At 62.8% G+C, this 23,658-nt stretch carries 21 protein-coding genes; 13 read left to right on the top strand and 8 right to left on the bottom strand.

The features are described from left to right. Positions 1–3: 3 nt before the first annotated feature. The 4 genes from ACR9Y2_RS03480 to ACR9Y2_RS03465 all read right to left on the bottom strand — a co-directional run bounded on the left by ACR9Y2_RS03480 (position 4) and on the right by ACR9Y2_RS03465 (position 4,634). Positions 4–2,697 carry a DEAD/DEAH box helicase gene (locus tag ACR9Y2_RS03480; RefSeq protein WP_435039660.1) on the bottom strand — a complete coding sequence of 898 codons (2,694 nt, stop codon included), beginning with the start codon at positions 2,695–2,697 and terminating at the stop codon, positions 4–6. Between the two features lie 51 nt (positions 2,698–2,748). Next, a complete protein-coding gene (locus ACR9Y2_RS03475; RefSeq protein WP_435039659.1) occupies positions 2,749–3,414 on the bottom strand; it encodes a lysophospholipid acyltransferase family protein in 666 nt (221 codons plus the stop codon). 90 nt (positions 3,415–3,504) lie between these two features. Then, a complete protein-coding gene (locus ACR9Y2_RS03470; RefSeq protein ID WP_435039658.1) occupies positions 3,505–4,374 on the bottom strand; it encodes a hypothetical protein in 870 nt (289 codons plus the stop codon). 20 nt (positions 4,375–4,394) lie between these two features. Continuing rightward, positions 4,395–4,634, bottom strand: coding sequence for a CDGSH iron-sulfur domain-containing protein (locus ACR9Y2_RS03465; protein ID WP_435039657.1), 240 nt, complete (start codon positions 4,632–4,634; stop codon positions 4,395–4,397). A 42-nt stretch (positions 4,635–4,676) separates the two neighbouring features. Here ACR9Y2_RS03465 and ACR9Y2_RS03460 point away from each other — a divergent pair, with 42 nt between their 5' ends. Both ACR9Y2_RS03460 and ACR9Y2_RS03455 read left to right on the top strand, forming a co-directional pair. Then, a complete protein-coding gene (locus ACR9Y2_RS03460; protein ID WP_435039656.1) occupies positions 4,677–5,957 on the top strand; it encodes a hypothetical protein in 1,281 nt (426 codons plus the stop codon). Next, positions 5,954–7,120 carry a glycoside hydrolase family 88 protein gene (locus tag ACR9Y2_RS03455; protein WP_435039655.1) on the top strand — a complete coding sequence of 389 codons (1,167 nt, stop codon included), beginning with the start codon at positions 5,954–5,956 and terminating at the stop codon, positions 7,118–7,120. The genes ACR9Y2_RS03460 and ACR9Y2_RS03455 overlap by 4 nt, the downstream gene beginning before the upstream one ends. A gap of 137 nt (positions 7,121–7,257) precedes the next feature. On the opposite strand, the gene ACR9Y2_RS03450 is transcribed toward ACR9Y2_RS03455, so the two are convergent. The 3 genes from ACR9Y2_RS03450 to ACR9Y2_RS03440 are packed head-to-tail and all read right to left on the bottom strand — an operon-like array spanning position 7,258 to position 12,487. After that, positions 7,258–9,627, bottom strand: coding sequence for a hypothetical protein (locus ACR9Y2_RS03450; protein ID WP_435039654.1), 2,370 nt, complete (start codon positions 9,625–9,627; stop codon positions 7,258–7,260). 29 nt (positions 9,628–9,656) lie between these two features. Continuing rightward, entirely contained in the window at positions 9,657–10,445 is a 789-nt protein-coding gene (locus ACR9Y2_RS03445) for an MBL fold metallo-hydrolase (protein WP_435039653.1), read from the bottom strand. Positions 10,446–10,456: 11 nt separating this feature from the next. Beyond that, the gene (locus tag ACR9Y2_RS03440; RefSeq protein ID WP_435039652.1) at positions 10,457–12,487 is read right to left on the bottom strand and encodes an OPT family oligopeptide transporter; all 2,031 of its coding nucleotides are present in this window, start codon (positions 12,485–12,487) and stop codon (positions 10,457–10,459) included. 184 nt (positions 12,488–12,671) lie between these two features. Between ACR9Y2_RS03440 and ACR9Y2_RS03435 the strand changes: the two genes are divergently transcribed. Beyond that, positions 12,672–12,923, top strand: a complete 252-nt coding sequence (locus tag ACR9Y2_RS03435; protein WP_194447043.1) for a 4Fe-4S dicluster domain-containing protein — start codon at positions 12,672–12,674, stop codon at positions 12,921–12,923. 123 nt (positions 12,924–13,046) lie between these two features. Here ACR9Y2_RS03435 and ACR9Y2_RS03430 read toward each other — a convergent pair whose 3' ends face one another. Beyond that, the gene (locus tag ACR9Y2_RS03430) at positions 13,047–13,493 is read right to left on the bottom strand and encodes a GatB/YqeY domain-containing protein (RefSeq protein ID WP_435039651.1); all 447 of its coding nucleotides are present in this window, start codon (positions 13,491–13,493) and stop codon (positions 13,047–13,049) included. Positions 13,494–13,537: 44 nt separating this feature from the next. On the opposite strand from ACR9Y2_RS03430, the gene ACR9Y2_RS03425 reads away from it, so the two are divergent. The 10 genes from ACR9Y2_RS03425 to ACR9Y2_RS03380 all read left to right on the top strand — a co-directional run bounded on the left by ACR9Y2_RS03425 (position 13,538) and on the right by ACR9Y2_RS03380 (position 23,625). After that, a complete protein-coding gene (locus ACR9Y2_RS03425) occupies positions 13,538–14,713 on the top strand; it encodes a pyridoxal-phosphate-dependent aminotransferase family protein (RefSeq protein WP_435039649.1) in 1,176 nt (391 codons plus the stop codon). Between the two features lie 3 nt (positions 14,714–14,716). After that, complete coding sequence (gene serA, locus ACR9Y2_RS03420; protein ID WP_435039648.1) at positions 14,717–16,309, top strand: phosphoglycerate dehydrogenase; 1,593 nt, start codon at positions 14,717–14,719, stop codon at positions 16,307–16,309. A gap of 160 nt (positions 16,310–16,469) precedes the next feature. Then, complete coding sequence (locus ACR9Y2_RS03415) at positions 16,470–16,907, top strand: RNA recognition motif domain-containing protein (RefSeq protein WP_435039646.1); 438 nt, start codon at positions 16,470–16,472, stop codon at positions 16,905–16,907. Positions 16,908–17,115: 208 nt separating this feature from the next. After that, positions 17,116–18,204 carry a PIN/TRAM domain-containing protein gene (locus ACR9Y2_RS03410; RefSeq protein WP_194447039.1) on the top strand — a complete coding sequence of 363 codons (1,089 nt, stop codon included), beginning with the start codon at positions 17,116–17,118 and terminating at the stop codon, positions 18,202–18,204. A gap of 55 nt (positions 18,205–18,259) precedes the next feature. Further along, positions 18,260–18,982, top strand: a complete 723-nt coding sequence (ispD, locus tag ACR9Y2_RS03405) for a 2-C-methyl-D-erythritol 4-phosphate cytidylyltransferase (protein ID WP_435039645.1) — start codon at positions 18,260–18,262, stop codon at positions 18,980–18,982. Next, on the top strand, positions 18,982–19,464 hold the full coding sequence (ispF, locus tag ACR9Y2_RS03400) for a 2-C-methyl-D-erythritol 2,4-cyclodiphosphate synthase (protein ID WP_435039644.1): 483 nt from the start codon (positions 18,982–18,984) through the stop codon (positions 19,462–19,464). Before ispD ends, ispF begins: the two co-directional genes overlap by 1 nt. Before the next feature lie 33 nt (positions 19,465–19,497). Beyond that, positions 19,498–20,253, top strand: a complete 756-nt coding sequence (locus ACR9Y2_RS03395) for an alpha/beta hydrolase family protein (RefSeq protein ID WP_435039643.1) — start codon at positions 19,498–19,500, stop codon at positions 20,251–20,253. A gap of 145 nt (positions 20,254–20,398) precedes the next feature. After that, on the top strand, positions 20,399–21,142 hold the full coding sequence (locus tag ACR9Y2_RS03390; RefSeq protein WP_435039641.1) for a PEP-CTERM sorting domain-containing protein: 744 nt from the start codon (positions 20,399–20,401) through the stop codon (positions 21,140–21,142). Between the two features lie 92 nt (positions 21,143–21,234). Then, positions 21,235–22,779, top strand: a complete 1,545-nt coding sequence (locus ACR9Y2_RS03385; protein ID WP_435039640.1) for a hypothetical protein — start codon at positions 21,235–21,237, stop codon at positions 22,777–22,779. A gap of 102 nt (positions 22,780–22,881) precedes the next feature. After that, positions 22,882–23,625, top strand: a complete 744-nt coding sequence (locus ACR9Y2_RS03380) for a PEP-CTERM sorting domain-containing protein (RefSeq protein ID WP_435039639.1) — start codon at positions 22,882–22,884, stop codon at positions 23,623–23,625. Positions 23,626–23,658: the final 33 nt, after the last annotated feature.

Here is a 23,658-nt window from a genome sequence, read left to right as displayed (position 1 = left end):
GAGCTATGCCTCCTGCAGGGCCTTGTCGAGATCCAGCGCCACCAGGCGCAGCAATTCGTCATCCTTCATCTCGGTGAGCAAAGCGCCCGCGCCGCCCTCCAGCAGTTCATCGGAGAGGTGGCGCTTCGATTCAATCAACTGATCGATTTTATCTTCCACGGTCCCGCGGCAGACAAACTTGTGGACGAGCACATTGCGGGTCTGGCCGATGCGGAAGGCCCTGTCAGTGGCCTGGTTCTCGACGGCGGGATTCCACCAGCGATCGAAGTGCACAACGTGCGAGGCGGCGGTGAGGTTGAGTCCTGAGCCGCCGGCTTTCAGCGAGAGCACGAAGAAGCCCAGGCGCTCGTCTTCCTGGAAGCGGCGCACCAGGTCTTTGCGTTTCCTGACTTCGGTTTCTCCATGCAGGACGAGGCCGGGGCGTTGAAACACCGATTCGAGAAAGGCGGCCAGCGGGGTGGTCACTTCCCGGAACTGGGTGAAGACCAGCATCTTTTCCTGCCTCGACGCGACGACCTCGGCAATCTCGCGCAGGCGGGCCAGTTTGCCGCTGTCCGCTTCGCTCCAACTGCCGTCGCCCAACCATTGAGAGGGGTGGTTGCAGATCTGTTTGAAGCGCATCAGGAAGGCGAGTACGAGGCCTTTTCGCTGGATGCCGGAAGTGTCGGCGATTTGAGCGGCGAGTTCCTTCACCGCCTGCCCATAGAGCGCGGCCTGGGGGCGGCTGAGCGGGCAATAGGCCTTGATCTCGGTCTTGTCGGGCAGGTCCGCAATGACGCTTTTGTCGGTCTTCAACCGGCGCAGGATATACGGCCGCACCAGTTCGCGCAGAGGTCCGTAGGAGCCGTGGGGGCGCTCGGCCAGGCGTTTGACGAAGCCGCTGAATTCCTTCACTGTGCCCAGCAGGCCGGGATTGACGAAGTCAAAGATCGACCACAGGTCGACCAGGCGGTTCTCGACGGGTGTGCCGGTGAGGGCCAGGCGGGCGCTGGCCTTGAGCTGTTTGACGGCGCGGGTCTGTTTGGAGCCGGGATTCTTGATGGCCTGGGCTTCGTCGAGCACGGCCAGCTGCCAGGAGACCTGGGAGAGCCACGGCGCGCGCAGCAGGGAGCCGTAGCTGGTGATGACGAGGTCGACGCCCTGGAGCTGCCTGGGATCAAAAGACTTCAATTCAGAGGCAGGCATGGCCGAGGGGTGGGCGATGAGGGCATTGAGGCCCGGGGCGAAGCGTTCGAGTTCCGAGGCCCAGTTGGCGAGCAGCGATGCGGGGGCGACCAGCAGGCTGGGCTGCAGCCGGGCTCCTTCCTGACGCTTCAAGACGAGGAGCAGGGAGAGTACCTGGATGGTCTTGCCGAGTCCCATGTCGTCGGCCAGGCAGGCGCCGAGCCCGAGTTTGGACAGGAAATAAAGCCAGCTCACGCCGGCCTGCTGATAGGGGCGCAGGGTGCCGCGCAGGTCCTGGCCTGGGGCAGCCTCCAGCATGGCCTGTGGGGTGCGGAGCGCCTTCAGGGTTTCGGCCAGCCAGGGGCCGGCGACCACCTGTGTCCAATCGGCCTGGCCGGCGGCTGTGCTGTCGCCGGCTCGGACATCGGCGCCCGCCAGCAACCGCATGGCCTCACCGAAGCCGAGTCCTGTCTCGCGGGCCGCATTCTCCACTTCACGAAAACGCGCCAGCATCTTCTGGAGGTGATCGCGGTCCAACTCGATCCAGCGTCCCCGCACCAGCGCCAGTCCGTCGGTCTGCGCCAGCAGGGCCTGGATCTCCTCGGCCGTGAGCGGTTCGCCCTCCAGCGTGACGTCCATTTTGAAATCGAGCAGCGCATCCTGCCCCAAACCGGCTGGCTGGCCGGCGCCGACAGTGCCGGTGACGCGCGGCCGCGGCGGACGGTGGCCGCCCCAGGCTGCCGGCATGCGGACCACAACGCCGGCGGCCTCCAACTGGGGTACGTCCCGCAGCAGGTCCAGCGTCTGGCGCGGAGTCCAGCGAAGAGGGTGGAAGATTTCGCCCGCTTCCACCATGGACTTGAGCCAGCCGCAAGTCTCCGACGCCCGCTGGACGGGGAGCAGCAATGACAGCAGGCGGTCCTTGTTGCCGGCGCCGGCGTACTCACGCAAAGCCTGGCCCAGGGGCAGGTGTTGTGCCTTGGCGTTCGCCGAGAGGCGAGTGGTGTAAGTCGCGATGAAGGCGAACGGGGTGTCGGGGTCCTTACGGTTCTCGGCGACGTTGAAGTGGACACGGCCGACCAGGTTCCAGGCCGGATTTAGGAGCTTGAGGAACTCCTGGACGCCGCGCTGGGATTCGGCCAATTCGTGATAAAAGGCGTCGTCGAGTTCGAACCAGAGAGTCTCGAGGACGGCGGCGGTGAGGTACTCCGCCCCGAGCATGGGTGGGGCCGCCAGGGTGAGGAAGTCGAGTTCCGTGGAGGTGGGCGCGGCGGGGCGCTGGCCGCCTTCCGGCTGGGTACACAGCGCGGTGACATAGCGAGCGCCGAAGTCGCGCCAGTAGGAGAGGGCGGGCGGCAGGATGGTACCCACTTCGCCGGCGCCCAGCAGGAGCAGGACGTGACCCGCTCCGCGTTCCAGGGCCCGGGTCAAGTGTTCCGTCAGGGCGGCATTGACCGGCAGTCCGTCTGGAGTTGGCGCCAGGACGAGCCGTCCATGGGGTGTAAGGCCGAGTTCAATGGGCAGCGCGTCCATCCTACAAGCCGACAGTGTAGCGCACGGGTCTGGAAGTAAGGCAGGAAACGGTTAGCTCACGGGCGCGGCCAGCAGTTGGCGGACCCGCTCTTCCAGCAGGGCCGTAAAGGCAGCGCGCTGCTTGAGGGTATAGCCCTCCGGACTGACGGGTTCGCCGATGCGCAATTCCACGTTGCCGGACATAAAGTAAGACGATTTGGCGGGCAGGATGTCCCAGGTGCCCACCATCGCGATGGGGGCGACCGGCGTGCCGGACTGGATGGCGAGATAGGCGGCGCCATCTTTGAAGCTCTGCATTTCTCCGGTCAGGCTGCGCGTGCCCTCGGCAAAGATGATGACGGAGAGATGGCGTTCGCGGATGAGGCGGGCAGCCTCGTTCATGCTCTCGATGGAAGAACGCAGGCTGGCGCGATCGACGGTGAGGTGGCGGGCGCGGTTGAGGTACCAGCCGATGAACGGGACTTTGAGCAGTTCCCGCTTGGCCAGGAACTTGAAGGGGATGGGCAGCCAGCGGAACATCATGGGTGTGTCCACGAGGCTGAGGTGGTTGGAAACGATGACGTAATTAGCGCCAGGCTTGAGTTTCTCAGCGCCGGTGACGCGGCCGCGGGCGCCGAAGATGGTGAGCACGGTGCCGCCCCACAGGCGGTAGAGAAATCGCTGCCAGCGGCCTTCCGGAGCAAAGACTGAAGTGACGACGGCAGTGGTCACGAGCACTGCCGTCGCCAAAACCGCTACGGGAATTGTGAATAATCTGGATCGCAGGTGGCCTAACTTAGTCCCGCTCGGTCTCACTCGTTCTGGGTCCTACCTCTTCTCAGTAACGGTCACGGGCGCGGACAGCCGGAAAGTGAGCAGCGATTCGCTGGGAATCACGGCTGCCTCGCCTTTTGTTGCCAGGACCATACCGGTGCCGCCGGCTCCGCCGATGCCGGCTCCGATGGCCGCACCTTTGCCGCCACCGGCGATTGCGCCGATGGCCGCGCCGATGCCGGCGCCAATACCGATTTTAGCGGCATCCTTACGCTTGGTGGTCTTGGCCTGTTGTCCGACGGCCGAAGTTTGGATGGCGATGGGCCCGTTCGGGCCGGCGATGGAAGAAAGGGCGACGCTGATGGACGCCAGACCCTTGACCTTGCCGCCCGGGTCGGTATTGGTGACACGGCCTGTCACGGTGGAGCCTCTGGGGGCGAGGATATAGTCGTCCACCACCAGGTCGCGCGTCAGCGTGGCTTCAAAAGCATCGCCGGGGGCGGCTGTTTTCGTGGAGAGGCTGGTGATGGTCCGCACAGGGATGCTGGTGCCCGCCGGCAGGGTGTATTCCCGCGGAGGGGCGGGCGCGACGGCCTGAGCCTTACCCGGGGTGGAGCCCCAGGCGTTGGAAGGAGCTGCTGGTGTGCCCGCGGAGCCCCCGGATGGCGGCTGTGCGGCCGGGCCGCCGGAGGTGGAAGCGCTGCGCACGGGTGAACCGGACTGGCCGTTCTGAGCGGCGAGTCCGTTCGCCACCGGCGGCGGGGCAGTATTTAGCTGCCCTGCCGGCGCGGTGCCAGGAGTAGTGGTCGCAGGCTGCTGGGCTTGTTGTTGCGTCGGAAGCTCATCTTTTCTAGAACATCCGGCGAAAAACAGCGTCGTGGTGAGTAGGCCCGTGAAGGCCAATCGGCCTGCTTGAAATCTCATCGATCCTCCTGAAGGTGGTGCTAGATTTTGGGCTTCGGAGGCGGAAGCTCGCGTGCTTCGCATACCGAATCAAAGCCCTGTCTTCCATGCGAACCGTCGCAAAACGGTTTATTCGCCGAGAGGCCGCAGCGGCACAGGCCAATGGCCACGCGCCCGCCGAGCCCAAAGGCGTTGCCTTGCGCGTCGTAAATGTTGAAATCGGACGGATCCCCTTCGATGCGAAGAGGTCCGTTGTTAAATACTGTAACCTTGACAGCCATAAGGCCGAGAATACCAGATGACCCCAAGACTATAATCGGGTCATGCGTCTGGCTCCCGTGTATTTGATGCTGCTGGGCCTCCAGGCGTTGCCTGCGCAGTACGACCCCAAGGCGCCGTTGACCGCCGATACCATCCTGATGGCCCGCATCCGCAGCGTTGTTTCGCAGATGATGGCCCGCATGCCAAATTTCACCTGTGTGGAGACCATAGAGCGAAGCCGCAGGGAACAAACGTCAAAGAAGTTCCAATTGCTGGATACGGTGCGCCTGGAAGTGGCCCTGGTGGATGGCAAGGAGCTGTACGCCTGGCCCGGGGCGAACAAGTTTGAAGAGAGCGATGTGCGGCTGCTGGTGGGCGGCCAGGGCGCCATCGGGACCGGCGATTTCGCCCTGCACGCCAAGAGCATCTACTTCAGCGGCAATGCCAAGTTCGAATACAAAGGGCAGGAGACGATCAACGGGCGGCCGGCGCACAAGTTCTATTTCCGGGTGCCGCGGATAGGCAGCTACTACATCATGCGAATGGGCTCGGCTGAGGGCGAGGTGGGCTATCACGGCTGGGTATGGAACGACGTGGAGACGCTGGAGCTCACGCGCCTGGAAATGAACATCGACGAGATTCCGCCGCAGGTGCCGCTGAAGGAAGGGCACAAGCTGCTGGACTACGCTCCGGTGAAGATCGGCGCCGAGACGTATACGCTGCCCGTGGGCATGGACATGAGCCTGACGTCGATGGATGGCACGGAGAGCCGCAATCGGGCGCTGTTTTCCGGTTGCCGCCAGTATTCCGGCGAGTCGACCCTGATCTTTGAAGATCCGCCGCCGGATACGGCCGCCCCCAAGCCGGCGCGGACGGTGATCAGCCTGCCGGAAGGTGTGCCGGTGCAATTGAAACTGACTGCTTCGCTCGACCTGGGCAAGTCGGTGGTGGGCGACTCTGTGAAGTTCGAAGTGGTGAAGAACGTCGAGCGGCAGGGGACCGTGCTGCTGCCCAAGGGCGCCGTGGTGCAGATGCGGATCGACATGGCGGTGTGCCGGGAGTTTCCCGCGGGCCACTGTTTCCTGGCGCTGGTGCCGGGGCAGGTGAGCTATGAGAACGCCAGCGGAGCCTTTCGGGCGAAGCTGCAGTTTCCGGCCCTGGACAAGCAGTTGGAGATGGCGTTTGTGAACCTGCGTCCTGAGATGCGCATGCCCCCGGCCGAGATGGCGATGGCGTCGCCGGGCGCCTCCATCATTCTGTTGCGCGGCTCGCGGGCGAAGCTATCGAGCGGCTTCAGTACTACTTGGCGTACCCTGGAGGGACGGGGAGATGATAAGCCGTGATTCAGTTTGGTCCTGAAATCGATCGTACATTGCTCGAAGATACGCTCCGATTCGCGGAGCGTCAGGTCTCAAATCTCATCGAGAAGCACCCAGGTTTCTATCCCATTTACACCAAGAGTGGCAAGTGGAAGCACGATGGTCCGGCGTGGACTCACTGGTGCGATGGCTTTCTGCCGGGGATGATGTGGATCTTCCACCGGCGCGCCCTGGAAAACGGCGAGAACAAGCAGTATTGGATGGACAAGGCCATTGAGTACAGCCGTCCGCTGGAGCCCAGGCAGTTCGATCGCGACGTCCACGACCTTGGTTTTATTTTCCTCTCCACCTACTACCGCTGGTATCAGATTACACGTGAGCCGCGCCTGAACGACGTCCTGGTGCAGGCCGGCAAAACGATGTCGCTGCGCTTCCAGGAGAAGGGGCAGTACCTGCGGTCGTTCGTGAGCGAAGACTCCATCTTCATCGACATCATGATGAACGTGGCGGTGCTCTTCTATGCGGCACGCGAAACCAACGACCGGCGTTTGCGCGACATCGCCATCCGGCATGCGCTCACCACCCGGCGATACCTGGTGCGCGGCGATGGTTCTACGGCGCACGAAGGTTTGTTCGACCTGGAGAGCGGCGAGTTCCTGCGGCAGACGACGCACCAGGGCTATCGCGGCGACTCCTGCTGGTCGCGCGGGCTGTCCTGGGCGCTGTATGGCTTCGGCAGTTGCTACGAGTACACGCGGGACCCGCGATTCCTCGAGACGGCCGAACGTTGCGCGGATTACTTCCTGACGCACACGAACGCCGACGGCGTGCCGTCGTGGGACTTCAATGCTCCGGAAGACACGCGCAAGCTGCTGGATACGTCAGCGGCCGCCATTGCCGCCAGCGGACTGCTGCGGCTGTGCCGGATGCTGCCCGATCCGGTGAAGGGCTTCTACTACTGGTCCAGCGCGCTGCGCATCCTGAAAACGCTGTGCGAGAAGCACACGCAGCAGCAGGACGGTTCCGGTTGGGAAGGCATCCTGCAGGGCGGGGTTTATCACATCCACAAAGACCTGGGTGTGAACGAAAGCGTCATGTGGGGCGAGTACTTCTTCTGTGAAGCCCTGGAAGCGGCGCTGCGCCACAATCTGGCGCAGAAGAAGCCGAACGGGGCGGGGAAGCTGTAGCAGGAAGCTGTCAGCCATCAGCTTTCAGCTGTTAGCTTGCACACAGGGATTGCGGAATTTCGGGGCTCTTCGGGGCCCCGTTGTTGTTTGGAGTTGTGTGGGCGACCGAGAATCGCTGATGGCCGATAGCTTTTGCCCTACTGCGCCACCGCGTGCTTGCTGGTGAGCTTCAGCGTCACCAGCGCCACCAGGTAGAGCGCCGCCCCGATCAGCAGCGTCATCCGCAGCCCCAGGTAAATGGCCAGGAAGATCGCCCCGCAGGAGCCCAGGACGCTGGCGGCCGCGTTCAACGACCAGGCCCAGCGGACCGAAGGGGAATGCCAGTGCTCCAGCCGTGTCAGGCCGCTGGGGAAGGGGATCCCCATCGCGAAACCGGCCGGTGCGATCAGCAGCACCGTGATCAGCATCTTCACCGGCAGCGGCAGGCCCTCGCCCGCGTCGATGATCGGTTTCACGCTGAAGGCCAGGATGGTCACGATGCCTGTCACCGCACAGAGGGCATACATCAGGCGGTCGTCGTTCCCGCGCACCAGCCGGCGGCTCGCATAGCTGCCCAGGCCGCTGGAGACGAGCATCGAGAAGATCACGACGGTCAGCGCGTAGGTGGGGTGGCCCAGGAACAGCACCAGCTTCTGGATGAGGCCCACCTGCACCAGGATGTAGCCGGCGCCGAGGCACAAAAAGTAGAGCAGGAAGGTCGGGATACCCGGCTCGCGCGGCAGCCGTGCTTTGAGCAGGAACGGCGGCAGGGCCAGCGTGATGAACGTGGCCAGCAGGCTGACACCCAACAGCGAGAAGAGAGTCGGCACGGCCAGGTTCACCTTGAAGTCCGCGTTCTCATGCGTCGCCGTGGTCCGGAAATTCCAGATGTCGCGCGGCTGGACCGTGTAGAAGAAGAATGGCCGGTCGTCCGGGACGGGTGTCACGTCGTAGGGATAGTCGCGGAACCAGGCGGTCTGGTCCTTCGCGGTAAGGAACGAGGAGAACTGATTGTCGGGGCTCTGGCCGGGCAGGTAGAGGATCTCGAAGCCGCCCTTGGAGGCGGCTAGCGCGGCCTTCTCCAGGTCCTCGACCCGGAACGGCTTGCGCGAGATGAGCACCGTGTCCGTCGCGCCCCAGGTGTTCAGCCTCTGGACATCCTCGCGGACTACGATCACGTGCCGGGCGAAGTCCTGTTCACCCAGCTTGTACATCGCCTGGCGGGCCAGGGAGAGCAGGCGCAGCGACTCGCGCGGGGGATCAAAGCCCCAGCGGGTGAAGGCCAGCACCCCGTCATCGGTCAGGTGCGACAGATAGTCTTCAAATGCCTCTGACGTGTAGAGATTGTTCTCGGAGAGAGCGAAGGCTCCGGCGGCCGTGGAGGCCCAGGTGTCGACCAGGGTGGCCTGCAGCAGCTGGTACTTCTCTTTCGACCGGCGCACGAAGCTGCGGCCGTCTTCCACGACAATGTGCGCTTCCGGCCGGGCGTAGAGGCCGCGGCTCTGGGCCTGGAAGCGGCCCCTCATGATGGTCTCGGCGATGATGGGGTTGATTTCGACGCCGGTGACGTCCTTGGAACCCGAGGCAAGGGCACGCGCCACGTCCCAGCCGCCGCCGGCGCCGATGATGAGCGTCTTGGCGCCCGGACGAAGCTGATAAGGAAAGCCGGGGCCGTGGGCGATGAGCTCAGCGCGGTCCCTGTCGGTGAGGTGGTCGAGATCAAACTGCGGAATGCCGGTGGTGGCGTCGGCGTCGATCACGATGAGTAGGCTCTGGTCTTTCGGGTCCTGGCGGACCGAGATGCGCGAGAAGCTGTTCCACTGGACGAAAATCTCGGCGGCGAGCTTGCTGCCCTTGGCGCTGCTGATGTCGAGAATCGGCTTGCGCTTGTTGACGATGATCAGGGCCACCAGGAAGAGGGCCAGGGCAACGCCCAGGACACGGCCGGTGGTGGCGCGGGCCAGGCCGAACCAGACGGCCGCGGCGGCAGCGAAGAGGACGGCGGCGGAGAGCAGGGCTCCGGGGCCGCCGACGATGTTGAGCAGCGGGATGACCAGCAGGCAGCCGCCGGCGGCGCCCACCAGATCGTAGAAGTAGACTCTGTCCACGCGGTGGATGGTCTCGGCGATCGCCAGCGAGACGATCATGCCGGAGAGCAGGAAGGGCAGGGCGGCGGCGAAGTAGACCATCGCCAGCGTCTGGAAGCCCGAGGGTTTACCCGCCAGGTTGAGGATGAGGGCCAGTGAAAAGACGACTGCGCCGGAGTTCAGCGCCGAAAGCACGCCCAGGCGGTGAAACAGCTTCTCGCCGCGCGCCACGATGTAGTACGACAGGACCCCCCCGCTGCCCAGGCCGAAGAGGGCAATGGAGATCGCCAGGAAGGCGAAGTGGTAGTAGAAGACGACCGAGAAGATGCGCGTCAGCGACAGCTCAAGAATCAGCGTCGCCCCTGTCGTCAGTGCGACAGCGCCGTAGAGGATGGGCCAGGCGGTAAATTTCCCTGACAGAGAAGAAGAGACGATCGACAAACTTCTATGATACTCGCTGGCTCGGGCGATTACCCGATCTCAAAAACAAAGGGTTTTCCGTGTTCCGGCTGGGCGTACCGCACATCGGGGCACTTGAGCTTCATCGCGGCCTCAAACATGCGCGGATTGACCGAGTTGTCGGGGAACATGTCGTAGTGGCAAGGCACGGCGGCCTTCGGTTTTACAGCTTCTGCCAGTTGTGCGGCCTCCCAGAAGGACAGGTTGTTGAATCCGCCGTTGATACAGGTAATCAGCAGGTCGGGTTCGTGCGCGGCTGCCTCGTGCAGCAGTTCGGTGTAATCGGTGTCGCCCGTGATGTAAATCTTCGGGCCGCGGCCGAATTGCAGCAGGAAGCCCATGTGGTTCAAGTCTGTGGCGTCTGTAGGCAGGGCGAACGTACCGCGCAGCTGCAGATCCTTGAATTCGAATTCGCACTGCGGCCAGGCGGCCTGGATGCGGCCGGATTCCACCCCCTCCTGGCGGAAGACGTCGCAACTGGGGTGCGGCCCCAGGAACGTGAAGACGTCTTTGTTGCGCAGGTTGCGGATGGTCTCGGGATCGGTGTGGTCCTGGTGATTGTGCGTGCAGGTGAAGAGGTCGATATCCAGCTCTTCGGGCTGGATCAGGATGGGGACAGCGCGCGAGAGGTTGATGCCGGCGGCGTGGCCCAGGGCGGCGCAGGAGTCGGTGAGGTAGAGATCGACCCCGGCGAGCGTGCCTTCCGGGCTTTTGAAGAGGAAGCTGTTCTGGCCTAACCACCACAGCGCGACCGAGCCTTTTTCCACTGGAAAGGCTCGGATGTCGCGCATGAGATTCATAACAGTTGATGCTACATGATCGCCGTGGGCGGCGCGGGCTCATTGGGGTCGCCGGCCTTGGTGAGCGGCCAGCGGATCATGAGCAGGGAGAGCAGCACCAGCACGATGAGGCCCGCCACCGTGGGCGGATCGTTGAAGAAGCTGAACAGCGTGGCCAGCGGCTTGTCGGCGATGTTGAAGCCGGCCTTGACCAGGCCCATCAGCGCCTCTCCGGCGATGAGGCCGGAAGCGATCAGCACCGAGGCGTTCTCGACGCGTGCCTTCTGGGCGTCGTTGAAGCCCTTCTTGTCGCGCGCCTGGTCCATCAGCCAGCGGATGACGCCGCCGGTAAAGATGGCGAAGGTGGTTTCCAGCGGCAGGTACATGCCGACGCTGAAGAGCATGGGGCTCTTCACCTGCAGCAGGATCAGCGCCAGGCCCATGCAGATGCCCACCACGACCAGCGGCCAGGCCATGTCGCCGCCCACGATGCCCTGGCTGAGCATGGCCATCAGGCCGGCCTGCGGAGCCGAAAGCTTCGCGTCGCCAAAGCCGATGCCGCCCTCCTTGATGTTGCCCATGTGCAGCAGCAGCAGCGGGAAGTAGAGCACCAGGCTGGCCACGGCGACTCCGATGAAGTCGCCAATCTGCATCGAGCGCGGAGTGCCGCCCAGGATATGGCCGACCTTGAGATCCTGCAGCATTTCGCCGGCGACCGCCGACGAGACGCAAACCACGGCGGCGACGCCCAGCACGGCCGCTACGCCCGTAATGCCCTTCACGCCGATCGCGACCATCATCAGGGCGGCGATGATCAGCGTCGAGAGGGTCAGGCCGCTGATGGGGTTGTTCGACGAGCCGATGATGCCCACCAGGTTGCCGGAGACTGCGGCGAAGAAGAAGCCCAGGACGATCATGACAACCGCGGCGACCACGGCCGCGAGAATTGAGCCGGAGAAGAAGTTGTAGAGCGCGATCATGGCGGCGAAGGTGGCGCCCAGGCCCAGGAAGACGGTCCGGAAGTTGAGGTCAACCTGTGTACGGTCCTGCGCTTCACTCTGCCCGCCGGCCTTTTTGAGGTCGGCTACGGCGCGTCCAATGCCGCTGGCGAGCGCTTTGCGCATCTTGAACATCGTGTAGCTGGCGCCCACCAGCATGCCGCCTACGGCGATGGGGCGGACGATGTTGCGCCAGATCTGGTTCGAGATGGCATCCCAGGCTTCGATGCCCGAGCCGGCCGGTAGTGTCTTCGAGATCTCGGGGCCCAGGAAGTAGGCCAACAGGGGGACCATCAGGCCCCAGGCCAGCAGGCCGCCGGCGAAGTTCAGGGCGCCCAGGCGGGGTCCGATGATGTAGCCGACACCGAGGTAGGCCGGGCTGACGGCGGGCAGGGAGAACTTGGAGATGCCGCCGACGTTGAGAATTCGGTCGGCGCCGAGCTTCACGGTGCTCTTGCCAATCTCGCCGACGTGCAGCAGGAAGTCCTTGCTGGCGGAGAAGAGCTTCAATTCACCCAGCAGGTAGATGAAGCCGCCGATCCCCATCGACTGGAACAAGGTGGCGGCGGCGTCTGAGCCGCGCTGGCCGGCCTTGTGGATCTCAGCCGCGGCCGAGGACTCTGGGTAGGGCAGTTCGGGATCTTCCACCATCACGCGCCGCAGCAGCGTGACGAACAGAATGCCGAGCGTGCCGCCTACCAGCATGAGAACACTGGACTGCCAGTAGGCTTCCACGGAGTCGAACCGGGTCCAAGCCTTGACGATGACGAATGCGGGAATCGTAAAAATGGCGCCGGCGGCGACGGATTCGCCGATGCTGCCGACGGTACGGGCGATGTTCTCTTCCAGGATGGAACCCTTGAAGAGGCGCAAAACCGCCATGCCGATCACGGCCGCTGGGTACGTGGCGGCAATGGTCTGGCCGGCGCGCAAACCCAGGTAGGCATTGGCGGCGCCGAGGATGACGGTCATGACGAGACCTAAGAGGACTGCGCGGAGCGTGAACTCCGCCATTTTCATGTCCGGTGGGACAAAAGGCTTGTGTTGGTTATGCGGGTTAGCCATTCGGGTGTAAACTCCCTGAACCGGAGATCATGATACTGGTTTAGGGCGAGTTCCCGCTAGTGCGTGATTTGCCCCAAGTGGCGGAGGGGTGGGGCAAGCGCTAAGTGTTTGAACTCGTGCAGTTTCCAGGTCGGGTGGGAATGGCATGCCGCTTGCATAACGTATAAACGGAGCCCCTACTCTTATGGCATATGTGATCACCGATACCTGCACGAAAGACAATCACTGCATCGACGCCTGCCCCGTGAACTGCATCCATCCGACGCCCGACGAGCCGGGCTACGAGGAAGCGGCCCACCTGTTCGTGAATCCGGGCGAGTGCATCGACTGCGGCGCTTGCGTGCCCGTCTGCCCCACCACCTCGATTTACGTCCTGGAAGAACTGCCGGCCGAACTGGCTGCCTTCGCGGATTCCAACGCCGCGTTCTACAACTAAGCTGCCGGTTTAGAAGATTCGCCCGACTGCCGGGCCCCTCGTGTGTGTTACTCCGAAAAGCCCGGTGCGGCCTATTCGCGCCGGGCTCTTTTTGGGTTAAAGTGTCGCGTTGGGTGATGCGGCTCAGCTGAGTTTGGCGCGGATCCTGTCGCTCATCAGCTTGCCGTCCACGCGTTTGCCCGCCAGCTTTGCTTTGGCGGCCGTCATCACTTGCCCCATCTGTTTCGGGGTAGTGGCGCCGGTTTCCGCGATGGCGGCGGCGACGGCGGCATCCACCTCTTCTTCCGTGGCGCCCGCCGGCATGTAGCTCTCGATCAGCCGCAGTTCCGTCTCTTCCTTCTCCGCCTGCTCGGGGCGTCCGCCCTTGCGGTACATCTCCGCGGAGTCGCGCCGCTGCTTGATGAGGGAGTTCAAAACCTTCATTTCAGCGGCCTCGTCGAGCTCCTTCATGGAGTCGACCTTCTCCTTCATCAGGGCCGCCTTCACCATCCGGATCGCGCTCAGCCGGGCTTCCTCCCGTGCTTTCATGGCGGTCGCCATGTCCTTCTGCAACTGATCAAGGAGCGGCATATTTGATATCCTGTGTCCTACTTCCCGTTTATTTTCCCACAGCCATGTATATCAAGAAACAGCGACTCCTGACGCCAGGCCCGACGCCCTTGTTGCCGCGCGCTTTGCACGCTATGATGGCGTCCGACATTCACCATCGTACCCAGGACTTCATCAAGCTGTACCCCACCGTGCTGCGTGATTTGAAGGAAGTCTTCGGGACCCAGGGCGATGTTCTCATCACCGTGTCCTCGGGCACGGGCGCCCTCGAAGCATCCATTACCAACTTCTTCAGCGAAGGCGACAAGGTCGTCATCTGCTGCGCCGGCAAGTTCGGCGAACGCTGGGTGGAGCTGGCCAAAGCCTTCCACCTCAACGCGGTCGTCCTGATGGCGGAATACGGCTCCGTAGTCTCTCCGGCCGCCGTGGAAGCAGCCCTGGCAGAGAATCCCGACACCAAGGGCGTCCTCTTCCAGGCTTCAGAAACCTCCACCGGCGCCGCGCACGACGTCAAAGCAATCGGTGAGATCACCAAGAAGACCGGCGCGCTGTGCATCGTCGACGCCATCACCGGCCTCGGCACCATGCCGCTCGACATCGACGGCTGGGGCCTCGACATCGTGGTGGGCGGTTCGCAGAAGGCGTTCATGATCCCGCCCGGCCTGGCGTTCATCAGTGTCAGCGCCAAGGCGTGGGCCCAAAGCGCGTCCGCCAAACTGCCCCGCCTCTACTTCGACCTCAAGAAGGAGAAGAAGATGGCGGATAAGGGCGAAAGCGCCTGGACTCCGAACGTCAGCCACATCCTGGCGCTGGCCGAAGCGCTGAAGTACATCAAGGAACTCGGCATGGACAAGCTGGTCGAAAACGCCCAGTTGCTGGCCAAGGCCACCCGCGCCGCCGCCCTGGAACTGGGGCTCGAACTGTTCGCCCCCGACGCGCCCTCCTCCTCCGTGACAGCCATTAAGGCCCCCAAGGGGATGGATTCCAGCGACATCGTCAAGGGCTTCCGCAACCAGTTCGGCTCAGTCATCGCCAACGGCCAGGGCACGATGAAGGGCCAGATCTTCCGCATTGCGCACCTGGGTTACTTCGACTTCCCCGACCTGTTCGCCATGGTCGCCGAGCTCGAAATCATCCTGCACTCGAAGGGGATTCCGGTTGAGTTCGGCAAGGGCGTGGCTGCCGTCCAGCGCGTCTATGCCGAAGCAGTGTCCGCCAAAGAAGTAGCGGCGGTGAAGTAGCCGATGAAGATTCTCGTCGCTGAACCCCTGTCGCCCGCGGCGATTGCCCTGCTCCAGAAGCAGTCCGGTTGGGACATCGTCGTCTCAAATCCGAAGGAATACGAGCCCCACCTGGCTGATTGCGACGCACTACTGGTGCGCAGCGCCGTCAAGGTGAAGGGCGACACCCTGGCGAAGGCGCCGAAGCTGCGTGTTGTCGCGCGAGCCGGTGTCGGAGTCGATAATGTGGACCTGCCGGCCGCCACCGCCGCCGGCGTCCTCGTCATGAACACGCCGGGCGGCAATGCCGTTTCGGTGGCCGAACACACCCTGGCCATGATGCTGGGCCTGGCGCGCATGGTGCCCGAGGCCACCGCGTCCACCCGCGCCGGCAAGTGGGAGAAGAAGAAGTTCCTGGGCAACGAGCTGCGGGGCAAGACCCTGGGCGTGGTCGGCCTGGGGAACATCGGGCAGGAAGTGGTGCGGCGCGCGCGCGGCTTCGAGATGCGCATCATCGCCTCCGATCCGTATGTGAATCCCGCCACCGCGGCCCACCTGGGTGTGGAACTGGTGAGCCTGGACGACCTGCTCTCCAGCTCTGACTACATCAGCCTGCACCTGGCCGTGACCCCGGAAACCCGGGGCATGATCAACGCCTCCACCATCGCCCGCATGAAGGATGGTGTTCGCATCATCAACTGCGCGCGCGGCGAACTGGTTGACCAGGCCGCCCTCTGCGAGGCTCTGGTCTCGAAGAAGGTGGCCGGCGCCGGGCTCGACGTGTTCGAGCCGGAGCCGCTGCCCGCCGATCACCCGCTGCTGCAGTGCGACAACCTGATCGCCACTCCGCACATCGCCGGCTCCACTGAGGAGGCGCAGGAGATCGTCGGAATCCGCATCGTCGAACAGCTGGTCGAGTATCTCCAGAACGGGGTGGCGATCAACGCGGTGAACATGCCCGCCGTCACGCCGGAGCAATATCAGGCCATTGGAACCTCCATCACCCTGGCCGAGCGCCTGGGCAAGTTCGCGGCGTATGTCTCCTCGGGCCACCCCAAGGGTGTCCGGGTGACCTACTTTGGCCGCATCGCGGAGATGAACACCAACCTGGTGCGCAACGCCGCCCTGGCCGGGGTGCTCAGCCGCGGGCTGTCGAACCGCGTGAACCTCGTCAATTCGATGCAGGTGGCGGCACAGCGCAACCTGACGGTGAGCGAATCGCACCAGCCGCGCTCCATCGGCGAAGACTCCGTGCTGGTGGAGATCGACACCGACCAGGGCGTCACCTCCGTCTCCGGCAGCATCATCCTCGACAAACCACGTCTGCTATCGGTGGATGGGATCCGGGTGGAGAGCACGCTGGCCGGCCAGCTCATCTACATGCGCAACACCGACGTACCCGGCGTGATTGGGCATGTGGGCACGGTTTTGGGCCGCAACTCGGTGAACATCGCCAACTTCTCGCTGGGCCGCCAGGACAAGCCGACGGCCCCTGGCGAGCCATTGATCGCCGTGGCGCTGGTCGAAGTCGACTCCGCGCCCGGAGAAGCCGTGCTGGACGAGTTGCGGAGCCATCCCGCCGTTCGCCTGGCGGTCACCGTGCAGCCTGGCGACTAGGCCAATTGGCCCAGGACGCCACATCCCCTCAAATCGTTTCAAAAAAATGGGCGGCGCGCGTTGCCGCCCATATTTGCGCGTGATAACATGTAAGTGCCTCATGGACTGCACTTCCTCTCGAACCAGTCCCAATCCCCGACGGAGCTAACTTCCCAACTCGATGAGTTCGACCGTTTTTCTCGGTAACCTTCCGGTGTGGGTCACTGCCGATGACATCAAGGCGTGGCTGACAGCGGACAATCTGGTGGCCGATTCCGTGAAAGTCATCCGTAATCCGGAGACTCAGGAATCCAAGGGCTTTGCGTTCATTGAAGCGCCGAACGACGAAGAGATGAATTCAATCATCCGGCGTTTCGATCGTGCGCCTCTTGAAGACCGCCTTCTGCGGGCAAATCCCGCTCAACCGCCGCGTCCCAAGGGCGCTGTGCGTCCCGGTGGGCCCGTCGGGCATACCGCTGCTTCTTCTGCTCCCGCTCCTTCCGCTTCCGCTCCGGCCCCTGGTGGCGAGCGTGACCGGAATCGCCGCGGTGGCAAGAAGCATCGCCGCCCGAATGGTCCGCAGAGTGCTTTTGCCGAAGAGTTGGCAAAGGCTCTCTAAACTTAAAGTTCTTAACTCAAACACGAACGGGCGTGCCGGCTGGTCTGGCACGCCCGTTCTGTTTTCTGACCTAGTCCTGTCATCCCCTCCCCAAGCCGTCGTCCCAATCTCCGGGGTGGGCTGGTGGTATACTCATTCCGCGATGGGGGTCCGCTCTGTCATGAACGGATTCCCATGCTCAAATTCAGTCTGAGTTGAGGAGAATCCGGTGAATGACTTGTTGCTGATCAGGGCGCTGTTCGTGCTCATCCTGACAGCCGCGGCCTGGTTCCTTCAACCCTTTGGTCTAACCTCTCCATTCGCCGCAGGTGTCGGCATTATCTTAGGGATCCTGATTGTTCTCTTTGAGGTGCGGCTTAAGCAGGTTAGTCTGAAACGGTTGATCGGAGCGGCCGTCGGCTCAGTCCTGGGCATCGTCGGCGCATTCCTCGTTTCCCTTATCATTGCCTGGGCCCTCCCTGGCAGCAAAGGAACTGTTCCGTTCCTTCAACTACTTATCCTGCTGCTGATGTCATATGTAGGCCTCATCGTCGGCGCGACCAAAGGCGACATGCTCAACCTGTCGGCCCTGGGCGGTCTCTTCGGCGGCGAGAAGGCTCAAAAGCAATCCTTTAAGATCCTCGATACCAGCGTGATCATTGACGGCCGCATCGCCGATATCGCCGAAACCGGCTTCCTCGATGGGACGCTCGTCGTTCCGCAGTTCGTCCTGCGGGAACTCCAGTTGGTGGCGGATTCCGCCGACTCCATGAAGCGCAACCGCGGCCGCCGTGGCCTGGACGTCCTGCAGCGTGTCCAGAAGATGGCCAATCTGAATGTTCAACTTCTGGAAGACGATTTTCCGCACATCCGCGAAGTCGACCTGAAACTGATCGAACTTGGCAAGATTTACGACTGCAAGATCATCACCAACGACTTCAACCTCAACAAAGTGGCTCAACTGCATGGAGTTGAGGTGCTCAACATCAATGAGCTGGCGAATGCCCTCAAACCCATCGTCCTGCCAGGCGAGATCATGCGCGTGTTCATCCTCAAGGAAGGCAAGGAGTACAACCAGGGCGTCGCCTATCTGGATGACGGTACGATGGTGGTGGTGGACAACGCCAAACGCCTGATCTCGAAGACCATCGACATTTCGGTCACCAGCGTCCTGCAGACGCAGGCCGGCAAGATGATCTTTGGCCGCTTCGATGAGAGGGTGCACCACGTACACGAGAAGAGCATGCCATCGGACCGCGGCCGTGCCAGTGAGTCGGGTCAGGAGAAGTCGGCCCTCCCCGCTCATCCGCAACCCTGAACCGGCCAGCCTCGTGGCCGCCATTTGAGATCGAAACGACCAAGAGCCAGACAAGATGAAAGTCTCCGTGATTCTACCCGCCGCCGGACTCGGCACTCGCATGAAGAGCCAGTCCGCCGAACATACGGGCACCAACAAGAAGCAGTTCATGTCGCTGGAAGGCGCGCCGATTCTGCTGCATACGGTGCGCAAGTTCGTCGCCTGCCCGCTGGTGACGGAAGTCCTGATAGCGCTGCGCGGGGCCGATCTCGAACTCGCAGCGGAGTTGCTCAGCCAGGAGACCTTCGCCAAACCCGTACGCTGCGTGGAAGGCGGAGATACCCGGCAAAACTCCGTCGAAAACGCCCTGGCGGCGCTGGATCCCGATGTCGACATCATCGCTGTCCACGATGCGGTCCGCCCGTTCATCGACTCTGACACCATCGTGCAGGTGATCCAGCAGGCCGCCGAGACCGGGGCGGCGATCGTCGGCATCGTGCCCGTGGATACCGTGAAGCAGGTCCAGCGGCACGTGGTACGTGGCACTCTCAACCGCGACCGCCTGGTGCTGGCCCAGACGCCCCAGGTCTTTCGCGCCGGACTTCTGCGGGAAGCTTTCCGGAAAGCGCGCGAAGACCAGTTTGTCGGCACTGACGAATCCAGCCTGGTCGAGCGGCTGGAGAGCGTCGAGGTGACCGTGGTCCCGGGTAGCGACCGCAATATCAAGATCACCCGGCCCTCGGACATCGAACTGGCGCGCCTGTTCCTGGCCGAGGAGAAGCGGAAGGTTCAGGGCTGATGGACATCCGCACAGGCCTGGGTTGGGATAACCATCGCATTGCCGTGGGACGGCCGCTGATCCTGGGCGGCATCACCGTTCCCTGCGAATTTGGCCTCGACGGCCACTCCGACGCCGATGTGCTCTCGCACGCGATCACCGACGCGCTGCTGGGTGCTTTGGCGCTGGGCGATATCGGCATGCATTTCCCGGACACCGATCCGCGCTGGAAGGGCTGCGACTCGCTGGTCTTCCTCCGTCACGCGGTCGCCCTGGCGCGGGAATTGGGCTACACCATCTCGAATGTCGACTCCACCGTGATCCTGCAGCGCCCGCGGCTGAAGGACTTCCGCCAGCCCATCCGGGAGAGCCTGGCCGCCGCCCTGGAATTGCCCGTCGACCGCGTGTCGGTGAAGTTCAAGACGGCCGAAAAAGTCGGCCCTGTCGGCGAAGGTAAATCCGGCGAAGCGCAAGCCGCCGTGCTCCTCTATAAACCCGCCTGATCCGCCCCGAGGCCGCACAGTATGCCGAGCCAGATGTCCAAACCCGCTCCGGATGCCGACGCGCGCATCGCTTACGGCCCGGATCCGAACCAGTTTGGTGAACTGTACCTGCCACGCACACCCGGTCCGCACCCGGCGATCATTTTCCTGCACGGTGGCTTCTGGCGCGCAGCCTACGATCTCAAGCACGCGGCCTACTTCTGTAAGGCCCTGGCCAAGGAAGGGGTGGCCTGCTTCAGCCTGGAGTACCGGCGCATCGGACAAGCTGGCGGCGGCTGGCCCGGGACCTTCGACGACGTCCGCGCCGGAGCGGCGCACATCGCGAAGAACCTGGCCCGCTACAATCTCGATCCGAAGCGCCTGGGCGCCGCTGGACACTCCGCCGGCGGGCATCTCGCGCTCTGGCTGGCTGCGGAAAAGGCCGCTCCGCTCCGCATGGTGCTCAGCCTGGCGGGGGTGGCCGACCTGCGGCGCGCTTACGAGCTCAAGCTGAATAACGGCGTGGTGGGCGAACTGATGGGCGGCGATCCCGCGAAGCAGCCGGAACGCTATGCGCGCTATTCACCCATCGAGCGCGTGCCCACCAAGGTGTTCACCCGCCTGATCCACGGCATGAAAGATGACGTGGTGCCGCTGGAAATCTCCAAGCGCTATGAAGCCGCCGCCCGCAAGGCCGGAGACGATGCACGTCTCATCCCTTTGCCTGCCACCGGCCATTCGGAACTCATTGACCCTCAGGCGCTTGAGTTCCGTGTCATCAGCTCCACACTCCGTTCCGGCCTGCTCTAGGGACACCACGGGTAGGGGTAGAACCCGGGTTTCACCGCTAAATATGCCTAACTCTGTGGATTATTGATTCTACATGAGTTAGTCATTGACGTGACCGTCAGATAGGCGTATTCTGATTCGACCGAAGTTTGGAGGAGTGTTCTCGATGCAACAGAAGAAGCGGGTCAATACACCCGTCGCGTTTCTCTATTTTGGACTCATGACCGTCCTCGCGTTCATGGTCCTGGTTGGCCCGTCCGCGGCCAGTGCCGTCTCAGCCAATGTGTATGTCTACGGCTCAGGCGTGTATGGCTCGGGGCAGACCCAGTACGGCAACCTTGATTTCGTGGCTTCCGAATGGAATGTCGATCCGTTCCTCGTCAGTGGACCGACGATCAGCCAGAGCGGGAGTCAGATCAAGATGTCCAACCTCAGCATCACCTGTAACAACGAGGCCGGATGCGGAGAGATCACCATTGCGGCGTATCTGAGCGGCCTCACCAATCCCGGAGTGTTCACGGTGAGTCTCGATGGGACTTTCGAGTCGCAACAAGGGTTCAACGAAACCGCATTTGGCGATAGCGCCGCGCTGTATGGCTCGTATTTTGCCTACACCTATCTCGGCAACTCGCAGGTCGGGGTGTTCGGCAACCTGGTGGCGAATTACGGCCCCTTCTCCGTTGGGCCATTCACCTCACCGGATCTGTCTGCCGTCGGTTCCCCATTCAACATGGTATTCGGCGTGTCGGTGTACGGCATGAACTACCTGGACACCCTGTCGATGCTGAACAGCTTCAACATCAATGTGAACACCCCCAGTTCGGTGCCGGAGCCATCCAGCATGGCGCTGTTTGCCGGCGGGTTGGTAGGTCTGGGCCTATTGCGGCGCAAGCTCTACAAACGCGAGTGAGCGTCTCTTCCATCTGAAAACGAGAAGGCCGCCGCCCTGTCCCGGGCAGGCGGCCTTTCCCGTTTAGTACGCTAACTGGAAGCCGGTCCCGCATGCAGCACACCGCCGAACAGCAACAACAAGCAGTGGAAGCCAAGCCCTGGAGCGCCTGGCTGCTCCCGGATCTACGCATGGTGGGCGCGATCCTTTTAGTGGTGTATGCCCTCGTGCGCGGCAACGCCGTCGACCGGCTGCTGGCCGACTCCGATCCCGGCTGGCACGTGCGGGTGGGCGACTGGATCCTCCGCAATCACGCCATTCCACGTACCGACTGGATGTCGTTCGTCACCGCGGGCCGGCCCTGGCATGCGTGGGAGTGGCTCGCCGAACTGATCATGAGCGTGGTCCACTCCTGGGCGGGCCTGCCCGGACTGCTCGCTTTCTACCTGGGCGTGCTCGCCGCGGTCTTCTGGATGTGGATCCATCTGCAGAGGACGCTCGGCTCCAGCCCGATCCTCGTCTGTCTGCTGGCCGCACCCGTGGTGACCGCGACACAACTCCACTGGATTGCCCGGCCTCATCTCATCGGCTGGGTACTGACGCTCGGCGTGCTGGTTCTACTCGAGCGCGGCGGAAGCCGGTTCCGTATCCCGCAGGTGCTCCTCTGGGTGAGCCTCTTCTCGCTTTGGGCCAACCTCCACGCCAGCTTCCCCCTGGGGATTCAGTTCGCCGCAGCCTATTGCGCCGCCTCGCTCGTCAAACCCTGGATCTGGAAGGACGCCAACCGCCAGGAGTGCCGGCAACGGGCCCAGTGGTACGGCCTCGCCACACTATGTGCGGCCGCGGGTAGCCTGATCAATCCCTACGGGATCCAACTGCACCTGCATATCGTCGACTTCCTGCTGCATCCCGAAGCCGTGAAGGGGGTGGGCGAGTGGCTGCAACCGGACCTGTTCCGGGTCGAGGCGGGACAACTGGCCTTCGCCGTGGCGCTGACCGCGGTCGGCTGTCTACTCTCCATCCGCGTCCGCCGGCTGGAATGGATGCTGATCGGGCTGGTCATCCTTCTGACGGCCCTGCGCGTGATCCGCGGCATCCCGATGCTTGGCTTGGTTGGGGTGCCCCTCTTCACCGCGTCGATGACGCATTGGATCCGGCAGGAATTCTCAAAGTCCGGCTGGGCCAAATGGTTCCTGGGCCTCTCAGAGGAGGTGCAGCAGTTCGATCTGTCCTTCAAAGGCATCCTGCCCGGCGCCCTGCTGGTGCTCTACCTGTTCGCGTGGGGCCGCGATCCGGTCAATCAGCAGCGCATCGGGTGGAATCCCGTCAGGTACCCCGTGGGCGCGTGGAAGTATCTGGCCCAGTTGCCCGACGACGCACGCATCTACTCCGCCGACGTCCACGCAGGCTATCTGACCTACATCTTCAACGGCCGGAAGCAGATCTTCCTGGATTCGCGTTCAGACTTTTATGGCGCGGCCCTCTTCAGCCAGGTGATGCAGATCTGGGATACGCGGCCGGGCTGGCGTCCGGTCTTCGATCGGTACCACTTCACGCACGCACTGGTCTATCCCCGCGCGCCCATCGCCAAGGCGCTGCGGGACGCGGGCTGGAAACCGGTCTATCAGGATAAATTCTTCCTGGTTTTAGCGCCGTAGTCGAGGTCATCGACTGTCAGGCTCGTTACACGAAACTCTTGACGCAACGTTCACCTGGATGTATCCTTCGTTCACTGTCTAGGTTTGAGGAGGAGAAACTCAATGAAATCGGACAAAAAGGTCCGTATATCGTCTTTAATGTATTACTACGGCCTGATGGCCGTACTTGCGTTCATGGTCATAGTTGGCCCTTCGACTGCCGCTGGGATCTCAACGAATGTAACGGTGACCACCATTGGCTCCAGTCAAGACCAGTCTGGCCCGTTGGATTTCCTGCCCGGAAACTGGTCCATCCAGCCGTTCAACCTGTCAGGCCCGTCCATCCTTCAGACCGGTGCATCTTCGTACGAGATGTCGAACATGAGCCTGTCCTGCTGGGGCGAGGGCCCGTGCGGGCCAATCACGGTGCAGGCAAATCTATATGGAATTGGCAATCCTGGATTTTTCAGCCTCGACATCGATGGTCTCCTTTCCAACGATTGGTACACCAACCCTTACGGTGCGACTGCGGATGGGGGCCAGTTCACCATTTCGTATTGGGCCTATGCGATGTATGGCTCGGGCTCTTTCGGGATCTCGGGCAGCGTCACACAGGACCTCGGCAGCGTCACCGTGCCGCTTACCTTTTCCACTCAGGATCTGTCCACTTGGGGGGATCCTTCCTATTTCCAATTTGGATTCACGGTTGAGGGGATGGACTACGGTGACGTGCTTGATCTCGGCAACAGCTTCAATATCAACACAAACACCCAACCGTCCAACGTGCCGGAGCCTTCCAGCTTCGTGCTGTTCGGCGCCGGGTTGGTGGGCCTTGGGCTGCTGCGCAAGCGGCTCCACAAGGGCTGACAATCCATCTGCTATCCGTTGCAACGGCCGCCT

This window comes from Paludibaculum fermentans, from assembly GCF_051172195.1.
Taxonomy (GTDB): domain Bacteria; phylum Acidobacteriota; class Terriglobia; order Bryobacterales; family Bryobacteraceae; genus Paludibaculum; species Paludibaculum fermentans_A.
This window is presented reverse-complemented; position numbering and strand designations above follow the sequence as displayed.